Origin of the sequence: Methanobrevibacter sp. V14 (assembly GCF_963082475.1) — an archaeon.
Classification (GTDB): Archaea; Methanobacteriota; Methanobacteria; order Methanobacteriales; family Methanobacteriaceae; genus Methanocatella.
This window is the reverse complement of record NZ_CAUJAM010000009.1, coordinates 269,529-288,692: the sequence shown is the minus strand read 5'-3', so window position 1 is coordinate 288,692 and position 19,164 is coordinate 269,529. Positions and strand designations below refer to the sequence as shown.

The window sequence follows — 19,164 nt, the reverse complement described above, 5'->3', positions numbered from 1 at the left end:
TATATTCTTTTTAGGTTGTGTCCGATTGTATATAGGCTCGTTACCAAGCTAAGAATTTCACAGGAGGAAATCCCAACACAACAGGGATTAAAACAACTTCATACAAGAAGTGTTTCACTGATACAAGAGTAGGGAAAAAGGAGACCCTATCCCGTCGCACTTACTTATCAAATGCTCTTGGTAAAAAGACATTTTATATAGGAGTAATAAATATGATTATGCACGAAAAAGATGAGCAACTTTTAAGAAGCTTTTGTGATGAGCGAGGGCTTAAAGATGTTACCTATGATAGCTACGCCACCGCCATTGGTTTGTATTCAAGATACCATAAAAAACCATTCTACCAGTTGTTAGAAGAAGCCGAAAAGGAAGAACGTGAAGAAGTCAAATGGAAACATTCAAAATTGAGGTCAAGACTTCTTGCATTCAGAAACCATTTGATGAAGAAAGGTCATCTTGGAACTACAGTCAAAAATTATGTCAGTAGGGTTATGACCGTATATGAAGAAGGTTTTGATATTGAAATTGGTAAAATGCCAAAGTTAAATCAGAAAAATATCAAAAAGCCTATGCCTATTTCTTATAATGATTTGCCCGACAAGGAATTGCTTAGGCATATCCTGAAGATGGTCAATCCGTTGATGAAAGCAATTATTCTCTTCATGACCAGCAGCGGATGTGCAAAAAGGGAAACTTTAAACATTACCATTCAGGATTTCATTGAGGCAACCTATGATTACCATCACAAGGACAATATAGATGATGTTATTGAAGCATTGCACGGCCGTGATGATGTGGTTCCATCCTGGAGGTTAAGAAGACAAAAAACCAACAAGTACTATACCACTTTTTCAAGTCCGGAATCTACAGCAGAAATAATTCACTATCTTGTGATAGATGAGAGGGAACTTACAAATTCAACTCCTCTTTTCAATATCAGTTCCACTCACATGAACAATCCCTTCGGCAAAATCAACAACAAGCTGAACCTTGGAAAGGCAGGTTCATACAACCGCTTCCGTTCCCACATGCTGAGGAAGTTTCATGCAAGCCAGCTGTACAATGACGGTTTGAGCATGGATGAAATCGATGAACTTCAGGGCAGAGGAAAGGATCAGACCAGAACTTCCTATTTCATGGAAGACCCTTTGCGTTTAAGAGAAAAATATATTGAGCATATGGGTGCAGTCACAATCAATCTTGATGTTGAGAAGTTATCCATCAAATCTCCGGAGTTTCAGGCAATGGAGAGTGAAAATCAAAAATTGAATGCTGAACTGGATGGTCTTAAGGGCGAAATTGATTATATCAAAAAAGCTTTAAGAAATACGGGATAAAACCTTATTTCTATTTTTTATTTTTTTTACATTTTTTTAACTACAATTTGTCAACATGATGGCTCCATCATGAGTTTCGTATTGTAGGTTTTTCTAGTTTTTTTCATATTTTTTTGTTTATTTGTTTATAGAATTTTGGAAAAATACATGCCTTATCTTCAAGTATAACATTGTAATAATTAAACGATTTAACATCAAAGGAGCAATAGTAATGTTTATATATTCATTTTGACAAACTATGATTAGCCATTACGAAGTGAGAACAATTTTTCACACTCGTACAAATTAAATATAAAGCATTCATCATATTTATAGTAGGGAAAGAATGAAAAGAGGTTAATGAAAGCGAAGAATTGTAGTCTTCGCAAAACAAGATAATAGGGGGAATGCGACGTTAAATTTATTTAACTGCTGCTGAACAGCAAATTCATAGAAATCATCAAATATGTGGTTGTTTTGCCGTAACCTTACAGTAATTTGCCGGAGCAGTGATGTAACATTATTAATTCGATATGAAGCAGATCAACTTTTTAGGTCTCACAACAGTTTGTGAGTAAGCGAATTGTAAATGAAGTCTAAATCCTTAGAAGATAAAGGATATCAGGGAAAGTGAAAACCATTAAATGTCAAAAGACAATAAGGAAATAGGAATAATGACTATAATGGATACCGTGCCTTGTGCATGGCATGGATAACATGGATGGCTTCTGTTGGTGGAAAAAGTGAATATAAAATGAATAAAAATCATTAATTCAAATGATTGGTGATGGAGGATATATGCTCAAAACAATAATGTTTATGTGTCCACAACACAATACGCTACGGATTGGGTCACTATCAACTGCTACAATGTTGAGAAGTAGGTAGGGGACAATTATTACCCCGTCATTGCCAATTTGGCTATCAACTGCTACAATGTTGAGAAGTAGGATGTAAGTTAAAGTTCTGCATTGTCAGTGTCTTCGGAAACGGATACATACGGTTCTTAAGAGCGTGCGAACGAGCAATCATCCAATATTATCTGACTTAATAATTGGCTGGTGTATTTTTTGGGGAATATTTTTCTAATTCTTGTTTGAGGATATTCCCAGTTAATGCTTCCTGATAGATATTTACTATTTTATAATAAGAATCCTTCCTATATCTTCCATCTATTGAGAAATTGCAATAACCAAGATTTTTCAAGTGATCTATTTCGTCTATAAGTGATAGGTCCCGGTCATTGAAGATAATCAATTCTTCTGATGAAATACTTTTATGAATTGGATGCTTGTTCTTTTTTCATCAATTAAATAATTTTTATAATCTCTTTTACTTTCATTTCCATATAAAATCGGATATCGTGTTTTCATTAACTCAACACGTCCATGAACCAGTATTTCAACTTTATTAGGGTTCATGCAATATTTGATAATCTCTTCATAATCTTTTTTGCGAAGTTCTGGTGAAACTGTTAATATTTTATAGTTCTCAAGACTGTTGATTGAGTAATTATTTGCAATGTTCATTGAGTAGGAAGCATATTCTCCATTAAAGGAATTGCTCATGATTGGAATGGTGTAGTGCATTTTGTTTAATATTCCTCTTACTTTATTCAATGCTTTAATAAGTTTATCGTGAGCAATATCCGGCCATTTCCAAATCAATTCATAATTTTTACCATTTGCAATTTCAATAGCTTTTTTAATAAAATTTACAATGTAATTAATGTTATAGTTTCCATTTTCAAGGGATAATGAATCATCTTGGGGTGGAATTTCCAGATAAACTCTTTTAACTCCTGTGATGTTTTCCAGGTGCTTTAAATTATTGGTATAGAATGAAAAATTAATTTCTGCTTCTTTTTGATTGATTTCCTTTTTATTTAATCTAATGGTCTCTGGTTCATGTTTATATGAGTCGATTACTTCATTTTCTAATTTTTCAAATAAATTTCTTCTAAGTTTATTAATTTTACTAATTGGGATGAATAATGTTCCATCATAGTTAATATTGATTTGTGCAATTTCAAATGGATATTTATCCATTTTTAATAATTGGTTTTTACTTGTATCTTGACTGATGCTCTTTTTTAAAGGTTTTTCAAATGGCGTATTTCCCATAACTTCACAAGTCACTTCTTTGTGGTTTGCAAGGGTCAATCTTGCTTTCAGGACAGGATATTTATTTCTTATATAAAACGTCAGCATCAATTTTGATTTGACATAACTTGAACCTTTATTTTCAATTTCTTTAACTTTTTTCGATAAATTGTTTTTCTTTGTTAGGTATACATCAGATTCATTTAAATTAAAGTCTGCCTTTTTATTTTGCCATACTTTTTTAACAATCAGCACTTTATTCTTACGGGTCAGGTCTTTTACAGGTTTATTTTTACCTTTTTGGAAATGATTCAAGGTTGTTATTAGGGGATCTTGTGATATCTCAAAACCATAATCGTCATTATTTTTAACTATCAGTAATCCGTCCCCTTTCTCAGGCATAGTTTTGATATGATCATTCATACGTATTGCAAGTTGATTTTCACTGCTTTTAATTACACGACCTATTTTTAAACCGATATGGCCTGCACGTATGCTTCTTTTAGATTTATTTAGAAATTGCCCTTCATTAAATCCTCTATTAAATACCAAATTAATTTCTTCAGAAGTGCTTTCTTTTCCACTTTTTAATCTATTCAATGCCTTTCTATAATTGCTTACAACAATAGCCAAGTATTCCTTTGACCTCATTCTTCCTTCAATTTTAATACAGCGAATATCTAACTCAGCAATCTCTTTTAGATGGTTAAACAGGTTCAAATCACTTGGAGATAAGTAATAATCTTGTTTTTTCATACCTTCAATTAGGTATTTTTGACGGCAAGGTTGGGCGCAGGTTCCTCTGTTTCCGCTTCTTCCACCTTTAAAACTACTCATTAGACATTGTCCGGAATAGGAATAACATAATGCTCCATGAACGAAAATTTCAAGTTCCATATTTGTTTTAAGATTTTCAATTTCTTCTTTTCTCATTTCTCTTGGAAGAACAACTCTTTTAATTCCTTTACTTTCAAGATAATCTATTTTAAGCTGATTTTCACAAGTCATTTGTGTTGAAGCATGAATTTTCAAATTTGGTAAGTGTTTTCTGATCAGCTCAACTAATCCTAAGTCCTGTACCAAAACAGCATCTGTCCCCATTGCATATAGCTTGGCTAAATAGTTTATAACATTTTCAAGTTCGTCTTCCTTAATTAATGTATTGACAGTAACATAAACTTTAACATTATGCATATGTGCCATGTTTACTGCTTCCTCAATTTCATCTAATGTGAAGTTAGTCGCGTATTTGCGGGCACCATAATTCTTTCCAGATAGATAAACTGCACTGGCACCGGCATTAATCGCAACTTTTAGATGATCCATTGACCCAACAGGCGCAAGTAATTCAGGAATTCTCATGTAATCTGCCCTCAATATAATTGCCTTTGTTAATGTAGGATTGTGAGAAATCCATAATTTGGTATTTATATTTACTTAATTCCTCTGGGTCTTTATTTTTAAGACTTTCAGTATAAATTGATAAGATTTGAGAAGTATATTTCTCATTTGAGTATCTGCAATCTAAAATTAAACAGTCAAGACCCATTTCTTTAATTTCATTCATCTCTTCAATTAAACATAAACAATCCTTGTTGATAATATGGCTTTGTCGGTTATAGTCAAAGAATACTTTATATTTGAATTTTTTTCTTTTTTTATCTTCTAAAGTTGCATAATCAGAATCATTTGAAATAATGAAATCTTTTCCATCATTTAAATTGGTGAAATCGTCCTTACTTACAATCACTTCCAAGTTTCCATTAACAATCATTTCCAAATCAATATTCTTGTCATGATTTTTAAGCACGATTTGCTTGATTTCCTCACCTGAAAGTTCAGATGATAAGATTAATGATTTAAAATTGGATGCATTCAGATTATGCACACAGAAACTATTCCAAACATTCAAATTGTGATTTCCATAAATTGGACAGTCAAATAGGTCATTCATACCTGGAAAATCCCCCATTACAGAAACAATGATTCCTTCATTTTCAAGTTCCTTAATGATTTCACTACATTTAACGGCGTCTTCTTGTGTTATGAAGGAGGATAAAACCCAAACGAATTCTGTTGGAGCCGCCATCAAACTGCCTTTCTTTAAAGTTTCTTTTATATTTTCAAAGTAATCTTCAGGGTTGTTATAGTGACAATTGCCATCAAAATAAATTCTTTTCAAATCAAAACCAGAAGCGGATCTGATTTGTGCGATATCATCGATAAATATTGATAATTTCGGAGTTTTCTTTTTAATTTTGCCGGGATTTTCAGTATAATCTTTGAAAAATTTAGTTAAATCTTTACGAACCGCCTTTATGGATTTTTTATTAGGTGTGTAGTGATTTAATAATAATTCAGTTGCAGTATCTAGGATTTCGCGCCTTATCTGATTAATTTCACCTAAGGGTATGAAAATATCATTGGGCATATTGTTAAATCGGATATTTCCAATATAAAATGGGGTGTTGCCTGTCCTTTTCAATTGTTTTTCCATTACCTCTTCAGTCAATGGCTTGTTTTTAGCTTTTTCAAATTTATCAAGTGTTTTATGTCTGAAATTAATTAATTCATCATCAAGGTGAAATTCGACCTTAGTATAAAGGTTTAAATCCTCATCCCAAGTAAGGGACAATTCAATAGCAACATTGTTTTTAATTGTTTCTTTTTCAAACTGCTTTAAATATTCGTGGGTTGATTTAGAATAGCTAATGAATACTTCAGTTCCAACTTTAACAAGACGTGTAGTGTCTATGATTATTTCATTTTCATCTTGTTTTATGATGTTTTCTAAATATATCCCTTTGATTTTTCCATTGTATTTAAAAGCAATTCCATCTCCTGGTTCTAAAATAATTGGAATTTCTTTGTTTTTAATTTCAATTGTAACTTTAGTGTCTTCAATGTTTACAATATCTCCGATATATAATCCTTCATGACCAGAATGGCCTCTTCCCATTACCTCTCCAGGTTTATCCCCCAGCATATATCCTTCGGTAAATTGACGATTGAAAACAAGGTGCAGGTCTTTTTTATAATCTCCTGAATTTCCATCAATTATGTTTCTGTAACTGTTAACAATTGTTCCGATGTAGTCTTTTGATTTCATACGGCCTTCAAGCTTTAAGGATTTAACTCCTGCATCTGAAATATCAGTTAGGTGATTATATGTTGCAAGGTCATGTGTAGATAATAAATAACCATTTCCAATATTGTATCCTCTGTATTTTAGACGATATTCTCGCCTGCATGGTTGGGCGCAAGCTCCACGATTGCCGCTTCTTCCACTGTTGTATGAGGACATGTAGCATTTTCCACTAACACAATAGCATAATGCGCCATGTCCAAATACTTCAATATCCATGTCAATATGGTCTTTTTCAAGTTGGTTTTTGGTGTTTCTGATTTCATCAAGTGTGACTTCTCTTGGAAGAACCACTCTTTTAATATTGTTCTTACTGGCCCATTTTATTGAGGAATAATTATTCAATCCCATTTGTGTTGATGCATGAACTTCCAAATCCGGAATAAATGTCTTTAAAAGCCAAATTAATCCTAAATCCTGTACAATAACCGCATCCACTCCAATTTGATATAATTTAAATAAGTATTTTAACACATCAACAACTTCAAAATTGTTTATTAATGTGTTTACAGTTACATGGACTTTGCTGCCATTTAGATGAGCGTAGTTAACTGCTTTTTCAATTTCTTCTATTGTGAAATTCTTAGCATATGCTCTAGCACCATATTGTTGGCTTGCAATGTAAACTGCATCAGCTCCCGCATTAACTGCAACCACTAATACATCATAAGACCCTGCCGGAGCTAATAATTCTTTTAAAACCATTTTATTTCTACACCCTGATTGATTTGTTCATTTAAGTTTTTGTACTTAATTATATATTAAATTAAAACATAATCTATTTTATGTATATAGTATTTGAGGGAATTGATGGAGCTGGTAAATCTACTCAAATCCAATTATTAAAAGAATGGCTTGAAGCAAATGGATTCAGAGTAGAAACATTAATTGAACCGACTGATTCAGAAGTTGGAAAACTTATTAGAAAGATTCTGCAACGCCCTGATGCAACAACTGACAGAGTTCAAAAAACCCTAGGTTTACTTTTTGCAGCAGACAGAATGCTGATGGGGGATAAATTAAATGATGAATCAAAAATAATTATTTCAGATAGGTCATTTATATCAAGTTTAGCTTATCAGGAACCTGCCGATTGGATTGAAGTTTTAAACAAATATGCTAAAAAACCTGATTTATTGTTGCTTCTTGATTTGGATGTTAAAAAATCCGTTGCAAGAACTTCTGGTAGGGATACTTTTGAAAATGAAGAATTTTTAAATAATGTTAAGGAAAATTACCTAAAACTGATTGAAAATTATGAACATCAAATAATTGATGCAAATAATGGAGTAAACAAAGTATCTTCGGATATAAAAAAAGCAGTAGCACCATATCTTGGAATCTGTCCCGATTGCATACTATAATTAAAAATAAAGGGAATTATTTTTTCCCTTCTAATTCTTCTAATCTTTCACGAATGGCGTTTTCTAAAAACTCTCTAACTTTTACAAGCTCTTCATATTCCCCAATAATTTTTGGACCAAATTCAGTTTGTTCTAGTTTAATGTCAAACTTTTCAAATGCATGAGCAAGCATTTGTTCGCCAACACCATTAGGCAAACCCATTTCAAATTCTTCTTTCTCTTCAACCATTTAATTTTCCTCCATGTACTTTCTTACCGGAGCAAAGAATTCAATTAAGAAATCCTTAATTCCATTTTTCAAATCCATTGGATGTAAATTACCTTCACTAAAGTCCTTAATCAACTCATCATGTGTTAATTCAATGTCTCCACCGAATTTTTCAGGTCTTTTAATTAATAAAGTATCTTGATTTGGAAAAACAAAGGTTTTTGCGATTTCAATCATCGAATTTCCTTCAATTTCTCCTTGCGGGCAGTAACTTTTGTTGATTTTTTTAGATATTTCTTCAACGCTATCGTCTACAGCGATATAGTTTCCTTTACTTGAAGACATTTTAGCATCACCGTCAAGGCCATGTAATAATGGTGTGTGGATACAAACAGGCACATTTTCACCTATTTTTTCTAAGTTTTCACGTGCTAGCATTTGGATTTTTCTCTGTTCCATTCCCCCAAGTGCAATGTCCACTTCAAGAGCACTCATATCAACAGTTTGCATAATAGGATAAACTACACTTGCTACTTTAGGATTGTCGTCTGCACGACTTACTTGATCCATACTTCTTCTTGCTCTTTTTAAAGTAGTCATAGTAGCTAATTTATAAACTTTATCAGTGTAGTCAGGTTTCAATTGGAATGAGGAACCGTAAACATATTCTGTTGTTTCATCAAGACCTAACGCCTGGAAACATTTTTTGTTGTACTCAGCAGTTTCTGCAATTTCTTCAACACTTCCTTTTCCGTTTAAAAATGCATGGTAATCTGCTAAAAGGATTTTAATTTTAAAACCTAACTTTTGTAATTGTTTTAATTTTTGTACCGTTACTGCATGTCCTAAATGAATTTTACCTGAAGGTTCATAACCGGTGTAAGCTATAGGCTGTTTTTTTTTAAGCACTTCTTTCAATTCTTCTGCATCTATAACTTCCAGAGTTCCTTCTTCAATCAATTGAATCTTTTCTTCAATATTCATGTTATCACTTAAATTAATAAATAAACGTAGCTATCAATTCTGATAAGTTTCACTTCTTCTCCAACATCTAATTTTTCATATTCCTCACACATATTCAAATCCACAGCTGAATAATCGAGAGGGTCTAGAATTTGTATGAATTGAGGAGATTTTGATATGACTGTTGTAGTTCCTATTTCCGATGACTTTTTAACAAGTTTAATGTCTTCCATATTTTTCATAGGGATATTATGCTTTTTGTGTGTGGAGATATCTACTCCTAAAACACTATTTTTACTGATGCTATTTATCCTGATTATTTTATCTTCATATTTTACAAAATCATCTATTTCAAATTCAGGAATTCTAACTGAAATCCAAATTCTGTACAATCCTTTACCTGTTGATTTGTCCTCACTTATAAGTCTCGGAGACTCTTTAACGATTCCTCCAAACTCTTCAGTCAATGCTTCAGCAACTTTTTTTCCTGATTTGAAGGAACCAATGTAGTAATCATAACCTTCTTTTAGCTTAGCTATTTGCGGACAGTATGCTAATTTATCGCTTTTTGATTGTTTAATTAAAGTTCTCTCAACAATCTCATCAGCTTTTCCATATTCTTCAGGTTTTATTTCTCTTGAATCAGCTCTAAATTGAATAACAGTTTCATAGTATCCTGACTGCATTTTGCTGCATGTTGGACAAACTGTTTTTAGGATTTTAACTTCACTTTCATGAGTTTCTTCAATTTGAGTTCCATGAACTTCACCAATAACCTCAACATAACAAGAAGCTATTGTGCCTTTAATCTGATCAATTTCAAGGTTTATGATTTCGTTTTCAACTTCATCAGCGATTTTAATGTTCCTCTCAAGTGCACGATAAATAATTTCTTCTTCGGGAATGTTTTCTTCCCCCCATTTCCCTTCTTCAAGTTTGCTATTGCAATGGCTGCAGATTTGAACTTCAATACGTTTCGCTATTTCAATCATCTGAAATTTTTTTAAAAAACAGCCTATGCAGATGTCACCAACCATTTCTTTATCAGTACTTCCGCACTCTGGACAAAACATAATATCTGAAAAAATAAGTAAAAAAAAGTAGAATTATAAAGTTTTTAAAGGAGCTGTTGCACCGCATGCAGCACATTTAAGTAAGAATATTCTACCTTCTCTGATAATTTTGGTATCTGGTCTGTTACATTCATGACAAATAACATATTTGTCTACATAGTCTTCAATTCTCTCATTAATCAAGTAATGAGTAAATTTTCCTTGTAAAATTGCTCTTTGACCTTCAATATTTCCTGCAGTACCTAATTCTCTCATTAAGAATTTTAATAAATGTTGAGGGTCTCTACTTAAACCTTCTGAAACATCTTTAAAGTTTTTAATAAATGTTCTATTACCTTGGATATCTGAATAAGCTTTAGGAATTTTGAATCTTTTGTGTTCAAATACTTCAGGAGGTAATTGGTCTATTGCTCTGTCTAATAAATCTTCGTATTTATCCATAATTATCCTCCTAATAAAATTAGTATAAGTATAATACACTAATTTTAAATTTAATCATTTATTAATGTATTGTTATTTTGGAAAATTTCCAAATAAAAATAAAAATTGAATAATTTAGACAACACGCCTAAAGTATCCATTGGTTGGCTGATAGATAACTCCTTTTTGAACAAGGTTTTTAACAATTTGTTCAGTTTTATCTTCACTTATTCCATATTTTTCACTCATATTTGACAGTAACACGTTTAATGGAGCTTGTCCAGCATATTCCTCTTCAAGATTTTTGATTTCTTCAGTTACTCTTTGGATTTTATCTCTGTCAGATTTTGGTGTTCCCCCACCAACAATATCCACATCCATTTCACCAGTTTCGGGGTCTACTCCAACTTCTTTAAGACATGCCATTTGCAATCTAACAGCTTTTTCAGCATCTTCTTTGTCAACAGTTTCTTTAAGTTTAATTTTAGCGCTGGCTTCTGATAAACGAATGATAGCTTCTAATTGTCTTGCAGTGATTGGAACTGGGCCTTGTTCTTCAGAATTGCTATTTCTTGTATTTACATAGAACTCTCTTAAAACTTCGTTAGCTTCATCAGTTAAGTGGGGTTTGATGTTTTTACGAGCATATGCAATATATTTTCTAAGTAAATCTGGTTCGATTTCATATTCAACAGTATTTTCTTTATGTATTTTCAAAATATGCTCTGCTAATTTTGAATCTCCTTCTCTGCTTGGTTTGTCTTCAATAACAAAGATTAAATCAAAACGGGAAATGATTGGGGCTGGTAAGTCAATTTGTTCTGCAAGAACTTTATAGCGATCAAATCTTCCAAATTTAGGGTTTGCTGCTGCAAGAACAGAACATCTTGAGTTTAATGTTGCCATAATTCCTGCTTTTGCAATACTTACAGTTTGTTGTTCTAATGCTTCGTGAAGTGCTGAACGATCTTCTGACCTCATTTTATCCAATTCGTCAACACATACGTTACCCTGATCCCCAAGTACCAATGCACCTGCTTCAAGAGACCATCCGCCAAGTTCGTCTCTAACTGCAGCTGCAGTTAATCCTGCACCAGTTGTACCTTTACCGCTTGTGTAAATACTTCTTGGGGCAAGTCTTGAAACATATTTCAATATTTGGGATTTACCGATACCTGGATCTCCAACAATCAAAATGTGGATGTCTCCTCTTAATTTAGTTTCATCTTCGAGTTGTTTTGCAGCTCCTCCAAATAATTGAAGAGCTATAGCTTCTTTAACATCTCTATATCCTCTAATGGATGGGGCAGTTGATTTAATTATTTTGTCATAAATATGAGGGTCTTTCGATAATTCGATGATTTTTTCCTCATCCTCTTCAGAGAGCTGTAACTCTTCAAATTCCTGTTCTAAAGGTTCAATATGGTTTACATAAATATAATTTTTAAATTTACCGCTTCTCTCCTCTCTGAATGTTTTTAATGTTCCAGTTATTCTTACTTTATCTCCCGGATTTAATTCATCTACTAAATCATCTTCTAAAACCATCAGCATCTGCTTAGGTTCAGTTCCTCCAGATAAATTCTCTAAAGGTTCTTGCATCCTAGCAGTTTGAGTATCAATATATTTTGATTCTTCTTGAAGTAATCTAAATGATCTTCCACCGCATTCACTACATAATGACGGTTCAATAATGCGATTTCCTGAAGTTTGCTCAACCTCGTGCAATCTCATACATCCTCTACATTCAAAAACACCGGTTTCAATACGTGGTCTGATTTCATCAGTTTTCCTTACAATTCCATCAGCAGAAACAAATGTTCCTATATACTTGCTTAAAAGAGTTTTTAAAGGAATTACATTTGTTAAATTTTCAAAACGGATATTGATTTCTGCATCTTTAACTAATGGATCAATATTTTTAATAGCTATTTGAGCAGATGCAATAACCTCTTCAGGTTTTTCAATTAACAAATCCGCTAAATCAGGATCGAACATTTCTAATGATTGATAGTTTACAGTAAGTGATCGCTCATCAGGATATTTTTCGAGTATTTTAAATACATCATCCTTATATGATGTTGCGAAAAATTCTTCAAATTTTGCGGTTGATGTTTGAGTTTTATTAGTTGAGTTCATTGTCATAATATTAATTGTTCATACCTTAAAAAATATTGCATGAACTTCCTAAAAAGCAACATTAATATACTATTAATTGATATAGTAATAACAAATAAATTTTTATTTATTGGGATTAATATGAGGAAATCTAGATTAAGCTTATTTAAATCCACCTCCATGTTAATTTCTGTTGTTGGAATTATTATGATAATTGCTACAGTTATTGTAGTTGCATATGTAGGTTATAGTGTTGTTTCCACCGGAATTACAAATGAAATATCTTCCGGTACTCAATATGATGAACTTGCACAGTTGCAATCTGAATATAATAATTTATCTGCAAAGTTTGATAGTATTAAAGCCACTTACTATGCGGGTGGTGCTGATGATGTTAAAATTTATAATGATGCTAAATTGGAGTTAACAAGGGCGAATTCAGCTATTGAAAATGTTCAAAGCGCTCTTGATGCAGATAAACCATCAAATGAAGTTGACAGTAGGATTGATTTTGCAAAGGAAAAACTTAAAACTGCTAATAAAGCATATAATGATCTTTAAATTATTTTTTTCTCTTTTTTTTATTAGGCATATATTCTAGTCCTACAACGTACATTTCAGAACTTTTTTTACGTGATGATGGAGGTTTGGTGGTTCTAACATGTCTGAATTTGGATTTAAGTGAATCTAACATATTTTTATATTCGGAACCTTGGAATACTTTCATAACTAAATTGCCTTTTTCTTCTAGGATGTTTTCAGCTATTTCAATAACCACATTAACTAAATCAATTGATCTGAGCTGGTCGATGTTTTTAATGCCGCAAAGTGATGGAGCAGCATCAGACATTACCACTTTAGCTTTTCCACCAATGATTTCCATTATTTTTTCCTGAACTTCGGGAGTTGTGAAATCTCCTCTGATTCCATAATAATTTTCTTCGGGGAATTTTTTAAATCTATTTAAGTCAACTCCAACAACAATTCCCTCTTCACCTACTTTTTCCAGTGCAACTTGTGACCATCCGCCAGGTGCTGCACCTAAATCAACCACTGTATTGCCCTCTTTAATAAGCTTGTACTTTTTATCTAATTGTTTAAGTTTATAAGAGGCTCTTGAACGATAATCTTCTTTTTTAGCTTTTTTATAATATGGATCATTATGTTTTTCCATTTGCCATTTGCTTCCCATTTCAATCCCTCGGATATTGGTCAAAATCAAGTGCGCTACATACTGGTGAGCCAATTTTAACAATTTCAACATCAACTTCTTCATTATTAATTTCAAGTAACATAACAGTTCTGTCTGCAAACCTTGGAACTATAGGACTTCCAGGATTCAATAGCAATATTCCATCTTTTTGTTCTATTTTTGGTTGATGTGAGTGTCCTGAAACCAGAATGTCAACATTTAATTCTTTTGCCAAGTATAATAATTGGCTGCTATCTGCTCTTGGGTACACTTCTCCATGTATGAGGCCAATTTTCAGACCTTCTGCTTCAATAACTTTTGCTTTTGGTAGGTCAATTCCATTAACTCTATCCATATTTCCTTGAATTGCCATGACTGGAGCTATTGTTTCTAATTCTTCAATTACTTTTGGAGAAGTTAAATCTCCTGCATGTAATATTAATTCAACTTCACTAAATGCTTCCATTACTTTTTGAGGCAATACTTTTGCTCTATCTGGGATGTGTGTATCTGAAATTAAACCAATTAACATTTTTTCCAATCCTTAATTATTTAATTTAATTATATGTTTATTATCCTTTTTAAATTTTTAAATAACAAATATTATAAATTGTTAAAAACATATTTATAAACACCATTCTTTTAGGAGAAGATAAAATGGGAGAAGTTAAAAAGGAAGATATTTTAAATATTTTGGCTAATTATGACAAAAGTGAAATCACAATAGCTACTCTCGGAAGTCACACTTCTTTACATATTTTGCAAGGTGCAAAAGAAGAAGGATTTAGAACCGCTATCGTTTGTGAAAAAGGAAGAGAAATTCCATATCAAAGATTCGGAGTTGCAGATGAATATATAATCGTTGATGAATTTAAAGACATTGTCAATGAAGATATTCAAGAAAAACTCCGAGCAATGAATGCAATTGTTGTTCCTCATGGATCTTTTGTTGCATATGCTGGCCTTGATAATGTAGAAGACAAATTTAATGTCCCTATGTTTGGAAACAGAGACGTGTTAAGATGGGAAGCAGAAAGGGATAAAGAAAGAGCACTGTTGGTTGAGGGTGGAGTTAGAATTCCATTTAAATATGACGGTCCATCTGAAATCGACCGCCCAGTTATGGTTAAATTCCCAGGTGCAAGAGGTGGAAGAGGTTACTTTGTAGCATCCTCTACTGAAGAATTTAATGCAAAAATTGAATCTATGAAAGCACGTGGTTGGTTAGATGACAGTGATGTAGAGGCGGCGCACATTGAAGAGTATGTTTCCGGTTGTAATTACTGTATACATTATTTTTACTCAGCACTTGATGATGCTGTTGAATTGATGGGTATGGATACAAGATATGAATCCAGTATTGACGGTTTTGTAAGAATGCCTGCAAAGGATCAGTTAGACATTGATTTAAGCCCGTCTTATGTTGTAACTGGTAACCACCCTGCGGTCATTCGTGAGTCATTACTTCCTCAAGTATTTGAGATGGCGGATAAATTAACTGAAAGTGCTAAAAAATTGGTTGCTCCTGGATTAAACGGACCATTCTGCATGCAAACATTAGTGAATGATAATTTAGAAGTAATTTGTTTTGAAATTAGTGCAAGAACTGATGGTGGAACTAACACATTTATGAACGGTTCTCCTTACTCCTACTTAACTTATGGTGAACCAATGAGCATGGGTAGAAGAATTGCGGTTGAAATTAAAAAAGGCATAAAAAGAGATGAATTAGAAAAAATAATAACATAAATTTGTTATTATTTTTTGTTTTTATTTTTTCCGATTTTCTGTTTTTTTTCGTATTCCTCTAATGCTTTTACACGACTTCTTTTTGTCCATGCACCAACAAAACCAACGAAAGCACCTACAACAAGGATTAAGATGGTTAAACCCATCATTCCGTTTTCAGTTAAGAAAATTCCACTAAATTGACCCATATATCCTTTGAATGTTAAAGCGATAATGGGTGTTGATGCGATTGCTCCTATAATGGCTCCCATTTTCAGGTCATTTTGACCGTATCCAGCATATAAAAGACCTATTGCTGAGAAAGGATAAAACCAATCCCAAAATTGCCATCCAAATATAATAAATGCAGCAGCTATTGCGGCTCCAAATACCAATGATTTCATATTAAAATCTATGAATTTATTCATTTCATATCTCCAAAAATTAATTTTTAGAAGCTAATGCTCCTCCAACGGCTCCGGTAATTCCCATTACAATTGCATAATAAATTAATGATTCAATAATTGTGATTATGCTAGCGACTCCAGAGAGTGTGAATCCGGTTAATCCTCCAAACATTCCTGCAAAACTGCCTCCAAATGTTACAATTAAAACAAATAATATTGCTGCAATAATTGTACCTAAGGCTCCTGCAACAGCAGCATTCCAAAGTCCACTTAATGCTCCAGAATGAGCAATGTATCCTGTAATGAATCCTACAATTAACAATCCTACAAATTCATAATGTGCGAAAAATGATTTTACAGCAACAGCAAGTATGAATCCGATAAATACTGCACTCCATTTAGTCATATTATCACCTTTTTAATTAATTATTTAACATCATTTATAATATGTTTATCTTTTGACTTTTAATAAATATCTTTTAGTTTATCTTTAATTTGCTCAACGATTGCTTGATGCATTCTTTTTGTAAATTCGTTTTTGTCATTTTGATTTAGGATATCTAAGTATCCTTGTGAAACTAAATTAAATGAAAATGGACTTGGAATAACAGTGTCTATTGTTTTAATTTCTAGCTCACCACTATCGACAATTTTGATAACTTTTAAGGCATTTTTAACATCCATATAATCTTCCATTGCTTCTCTTCTAGCTTCTTTTAGAATTGAGAAATCCTCATCCATGCCTTGAACGAACTTAAGTAATATTTTTCCTCTAACTTGTTGGCGACCAACTGATTTAGATTCTCCCTTATATTTTCTAAGTGTCATCAATGATCTTCCAGCACAATGTCTAAAGCGGGAAGCTAATGTTTCTGTTTTATTTAATGAATTTGATAATATTTGCTCGAAATTTTCAGGAGTTAATTTTTTAAATGACTCCAGTCCTCCAATAGTGCCATCTGAGCTTAAATAAAAACCATTGTCTGATATTGAAATGGTAACATTGGTATTGTATTTTTGAGCAACAACATAAGCAACTGCACGGGATAGTGCATCATTGACTTTTCGTCCGAATAATGAATGAAATATTACAAATTTCCTCCCTCCGAATCCTTTATAGTATTCAATTAATAACCTTCTATTGGATGGAATTCTAGCATATTTGTATTGTTCGACAAAGTATTCATATATTGAATTGGCTGCAAATTCATCTACATATAAATAATCATAGATAAATTCCATGATTTCTTCTTTACTTTTCCTATATTCAAATTTAGAGTCCATAAACGATCTAAATTTTTGTATATCCATTGCAAGGTCAAATGATAGTGGCAGTTGTTGTGAAAACCATGAAGGTATTGTCGGAGGTCCGCTTGCAGGAGTTACATTTATAGTCATTCCTTTTCCATAATTGAATCGATATGTTCTACCTCCCAAAACGAATGTGTCTCCTTTTTTCAGTCTCTCCATAAATGACTCTTCAATTTTACCAACTGTTTCACCATCATATTTAACAAGCACTCCAGATGAATCTGGTATTGTTCCAATATTTGTAGAATAAAGCATTCTGGCTAGCTTTCCTCTTTTTCCAAAGGTATTTTCTTTATAATCAATCCAAATTTTAGCATAAACATAATGTTCTTCAAGTTCAGGATATTCTCCAGCAAGATAACTCAATACATTTTCATAATCATCTCTTGTTAGGTCTTTATAACAATAACTCTTCCTTATCACGTCATATGCATAATCAATATCCCATGGATTTTCAATACTCATTCCGTAAATATGTTGGGCCAATACATCAAGACAGTTTGTTGGTATCGTGATTTTATCAATTTTACCTTCTTTTGCATTTTTTAGAAGAACTGAACATTCTACTAAATCATCACGGTCGGTTACTATGATTTTTCCATGTGATTTCTCATGTAGCCTGTGTCCGCTTCTACCGATTCTTTGAAGAGCTCTTGCAACTGATTTCGGCGAGTTTATTAAAACTACAAGATCAATATATCCAATGTCAATGCCAAGTTCTAGGGATGTTGATGAAACGACAGCTTTTAATTTTCCTTCCTTTAGTTTATTTTCTGTTTCAAGACGTGCTTCTTTTGAAAGTGAAGAATGGTGAGCCATGATATTGTCATTATCATAATTCATCGGATACATTTTCTTTAAATTATAAACAAAACGTTCTGTTCCACTTCTTGTATTTGTAAATATTAATGTGGTCTTGTTTTCCTGAATTAAATCATCAAGCAAGTCATACATTCCAAGTCGTATGTCTTCTTCATCAGCAAGTACAATATCGCTTACTGGACACATTACCTCCATGTCAAGTTCTTTTAAATAGTTTATATTAACTATTTTGCAGTTTCGCTCTACTTCATATTCATAACCTACTAAAAATCTTGCAACTTCTTCAATTGGACTTACTGTTGCTGATAGGCCGATTCTTGTATATTGTCCAATTAGGTGCTGCAGCCTTTCAAGAGATAAACTTAAATCTACTCCTCGTTTATTTTCAGCTAATGAGTGAATTTCATCAACAATGACATATTTCACATGACTTAATTTTTCTCTAAATTTAGGGGCCACTAGTAAGATTGATAATGTTTCAGGGGTTGTAATTAAAATGTGCGGCGGTTTTTTAAGCATTTTTTGTCTTTGATATTGGCTTGTATCGCCGGTTCGCACTGCTTTTCTTATTCCTAAGTTCTGACCAGCTATTTTTTCAATTTCTTTTAGGGGTTCGTCTAAATTTTTTTCGATATCATTATCTAATGCTTTTAGGGGTGAGATGTAAATGCAGTAAACTTTATCTTCAAGCTTTTCTTTCTCAGCAAGACTTGTTAACTTACTGATTACTGATAAAAATGCTGTTAATGTTTTACCTGAACCTGTTGGTGAAGATATAAGTATGTTATTGTTTTTGTGGATATCTATGATCGATTTTTTCTGAGCGGGTGTGAAATCTTTGAATTGGGATTCAAACCATTGTCTAACCCATGGGTGAAGTGTTTTGTAAATTTGTTTTTTTGAATATGTTTTGTTTTGCTCTTCAATCATTTAATGTTCCCCGTCTTTTACTAACATTTTTTATTTTATTTGTGTCAATTTATTTAATATTATTG

Annotated in this window: 17 protein-coding genes; 4 read left to right on the top strand and 13 right to left on the bottom strand. The window is 32.6% G+C overall.

Annotated features, from left to right (window positions below):
- Positions 1–212 precede the first annotated feature (212 nt).
- Complete coding sequence (locus Q9968_RS09130; RefSeq protein WP_305515651.1) at positions 213–1,337, top strand: site-specific integrase; 1,125 nt, start codon at positions 213–215, stop codon at positions 1,335–1,337.
- Between the two features lie 1,026 nt (positions 1,338–2,363).
- Here Q9968_RS09130 and Q9968_RS09125 read toward each other — a convergent pair.
- Genes Q9968_RS09125 through Q9968_RS09115 form a run of 3 tightly spaced genes read right to left on the bottom strand, consistent with a single transcriptional unit; the run spans position 2,364 to position 7,268 of the window.
- Positions 2,364–2,573, bottom strand: coding sequence for a U32 family peptidase (locus Q9968_RS09125; RefSeq protein ID WP_305515649.1), 210 nt, complete (start codon positions 2,571–2,573; stop codon positions 2,364–2,366).
- On the bottom strand, positions 2,570–4,780 hold the full coding sequence (locus Q9968_RS09120; protein WP_305515647.1) for a U32 family peptidase: 2,211 nt from the start codon (positions 4,778–4,780) through the stop codon (positions 2,570–2,572). The genes Q9968_RS09125 and Q9968_RS09120 overlap by 4 nt, the downstream gene beginning before the upstream one ends.
- A complete protein-coding gene (locus tag Q9968_RS09115; RefSeq protein ID WP_305515645.1) occupies positions 4,767–7,268 on the bottom strand; it encodes a U32 family peptidase in 2,502 nt (833 codons plus the stop codon). The genes Q9968_RS09120 and Q9968_RS09115 overlap by 14 nt, the downstream gene beginning before the upstream one ends.
- Positions 7,269–7,348: 80 nt before the next feature.
- Between Q9968_RS09115 and tmk the strand changes: the two genes are divergently transcribed.
- Complete coding sequence (gene tmk / locus Q9968_RS09110) at positions 7,349–7,927, top strand: dTMP kinase (protein ID WP_305515643.1); 579 nt, start codon at positions 7,349–7,351, stop codon at positions 7,925–7,927.
- A gap of 16 nt (positions 7,928–7,943) precedes the next feature.
- On the opposite strand, the gene Q9968_RS09105 is transcribed toward tmk, so the two are convergent.
- The 5 genes from Q9968_RS09105 to Q9968_RS09085 all read right to left on the bottom strand — a co-directional run bounded on the left by Q9968_RS09105 (position 7,944) and on the right by Q9968_RS09085 (position 12,730).
- Positions 7,944–8,156 (bottom strand): hypothetical protein, encoded by a 213-nt coding sequence (locus Q9968_RS09105; protein WP_305515641.1) that lies wholly within the window; start codon positions 8,154–8,156, stop codon positions 7,944–7,946.
- Positions 8,157–9,119, bottom strand: a complete 963-nt coding sequence (locus Q9968_RS09100) for a tyrosine--tRNA ligase (protein ID WP_305515639.1) — start codon at positions 9,117–9,119, stop codon at positions 8,157–8,159.
- Between the two features lie 8 nt (positions 9,120–9,127).
- Positions 9,128–10,171 carry a 60S ribosomal export protein NMD3 gene (locus tag Q9968_RS09095; protein ID WP_305515637.1) on the bottom strand — a complete coding sequence of 348 codons (1,044 nt, stop codon included), beginning with the start codon at positions 10,169–10,171 and terminating at the stop codon, positions 9,128–9,130.
- A 33-nt stretch (positions 10,172–10,204) separates the two neighbouring features.
- A complete protein-coding gene (locus tag Q9968_RS09090; RefSeq protein WP_305515634.1) occupies positions 10,205–10,612 on the bottom strand; it encodes a translation initiation factor IF-2 subunit beta in 408 nt (135 codons plus the stop codon).
- A gap of 114 nt (positions 10,613–10,726) precedes the next feature.
- A complete protein-coding gene (locus Q9968_RS09085) occupies positions 10,727–12,730 on the bottom strand; it encodes a minichromosome maintenance protein MCM (RefSeq protein ID WP_305515714.1) in 2,004 nt (667 codons plus the stop codon).
- 120 nt (positions 12,731–12,850) lie between these two features.
- Here Q9968_RS09085 and Q9968_RS09080 point away from each other — a divergent pair, with 120 nt between their 5' ends.
- Complete coding sequence (locus Q9968_RS09080) at positions 12,851–13,270, top strand: hypothetical protein (RefSeq protein ID WP_305515632.1); 420 nt, start codon at positions 12,851–12,853, stop codon at positions 13,268–13,270.
- A gap of 1 nt (position 13,271) precedes the next feature.
- On the opposite strand, the gene Q9968_RS09075 is transcribed toward Q9968_RS09080, so the two are convergent.
- Positions 13,272–13,901, bottom strand: a complete 630-nt coding sequence (locus Q9968_RS09075; protein ID WP_305515630.1) for an RlmE family RNA methyltransferase — start codon at positions 13,899–13,901, stop codon at positions 13,272–13,274.
- Between the two features lies 1 nt (position 13,902).
- Entirely contained in the window at positions 13,903–14,442 is a 540-nt protein-coding gene (locus tag Q9968_RS09070) for a metallophosphoesterase (protein WP_305515620.1), read from the bottom strand.
- A 116-nt stretch (positions 14,443–14,558) separates the two neighbouring features.
- Between Q9968_RS09070 and Q9968_RS09065 the strand changes: the two genes are divergently transcribed.
- Positions 14,559–15,650: a formate--phosphoribosylaminoimidazolecarboxamide ligase gene (locus Q9968_RS09065; RefSeq protein ID WP_305515616.1), complete on the top strand. Its 1,092-nt coding sequence runs from the start codon at positions 14,559–14,561 to the stop codon at positions 15,648–15,650.
- Positions 15,651–15,658: 8 nt separating this feature from the next.
- Here the strand turns inward: Q9968_RS09065 and Q9968_RS09060 are convergent, their stop codons facing one another.
- Genes Q9968_RS09060 through Q9968_RS09050 form a run of 3 tightly spaced genes read right to left on the bottom strand, consistent with a single transcriptional unit; the run spans position 15,659 to position 19,099 of the window.
- Positions 15,659–16,057 (bottom strand): hypothetical protein, encoded by a 399-nt coding sequence (locus Q9968_RS09060; protein WP_305515614.1) that lies wholly within the window; start codon positions 16,055–16,057, stop codon positions 15,659–15,661.
- Positions 16,058–16,073: 16 nt separating this feature from the next.
- Positions 16,074–16,442: a DUF5518 domain-containing protein gene (locus Q9968_RS09055; protein ID WP_305515612.1), complete on the bottom strand. Its 369-nt coding sequence runs from the start codon at positions 16,440–16,442 to the stop codon at positions 16,074–16,076.
- Between the two features lie 59 nt (positions 16,443–16,501).
- On the bottom strand, positions 16,502–19,099 hold the full coding sequence (locus Q9968_RS09050; protein ID WP_305515610.1) for an ATP-dependent helicase: 2,598 nt from the start codon (positions 19,097–19,099) through the stop codon (positions 16,502–16,504).
- Between the last annotated feature and the right edge of the window lie 65 nt (positions 19,100–19,164).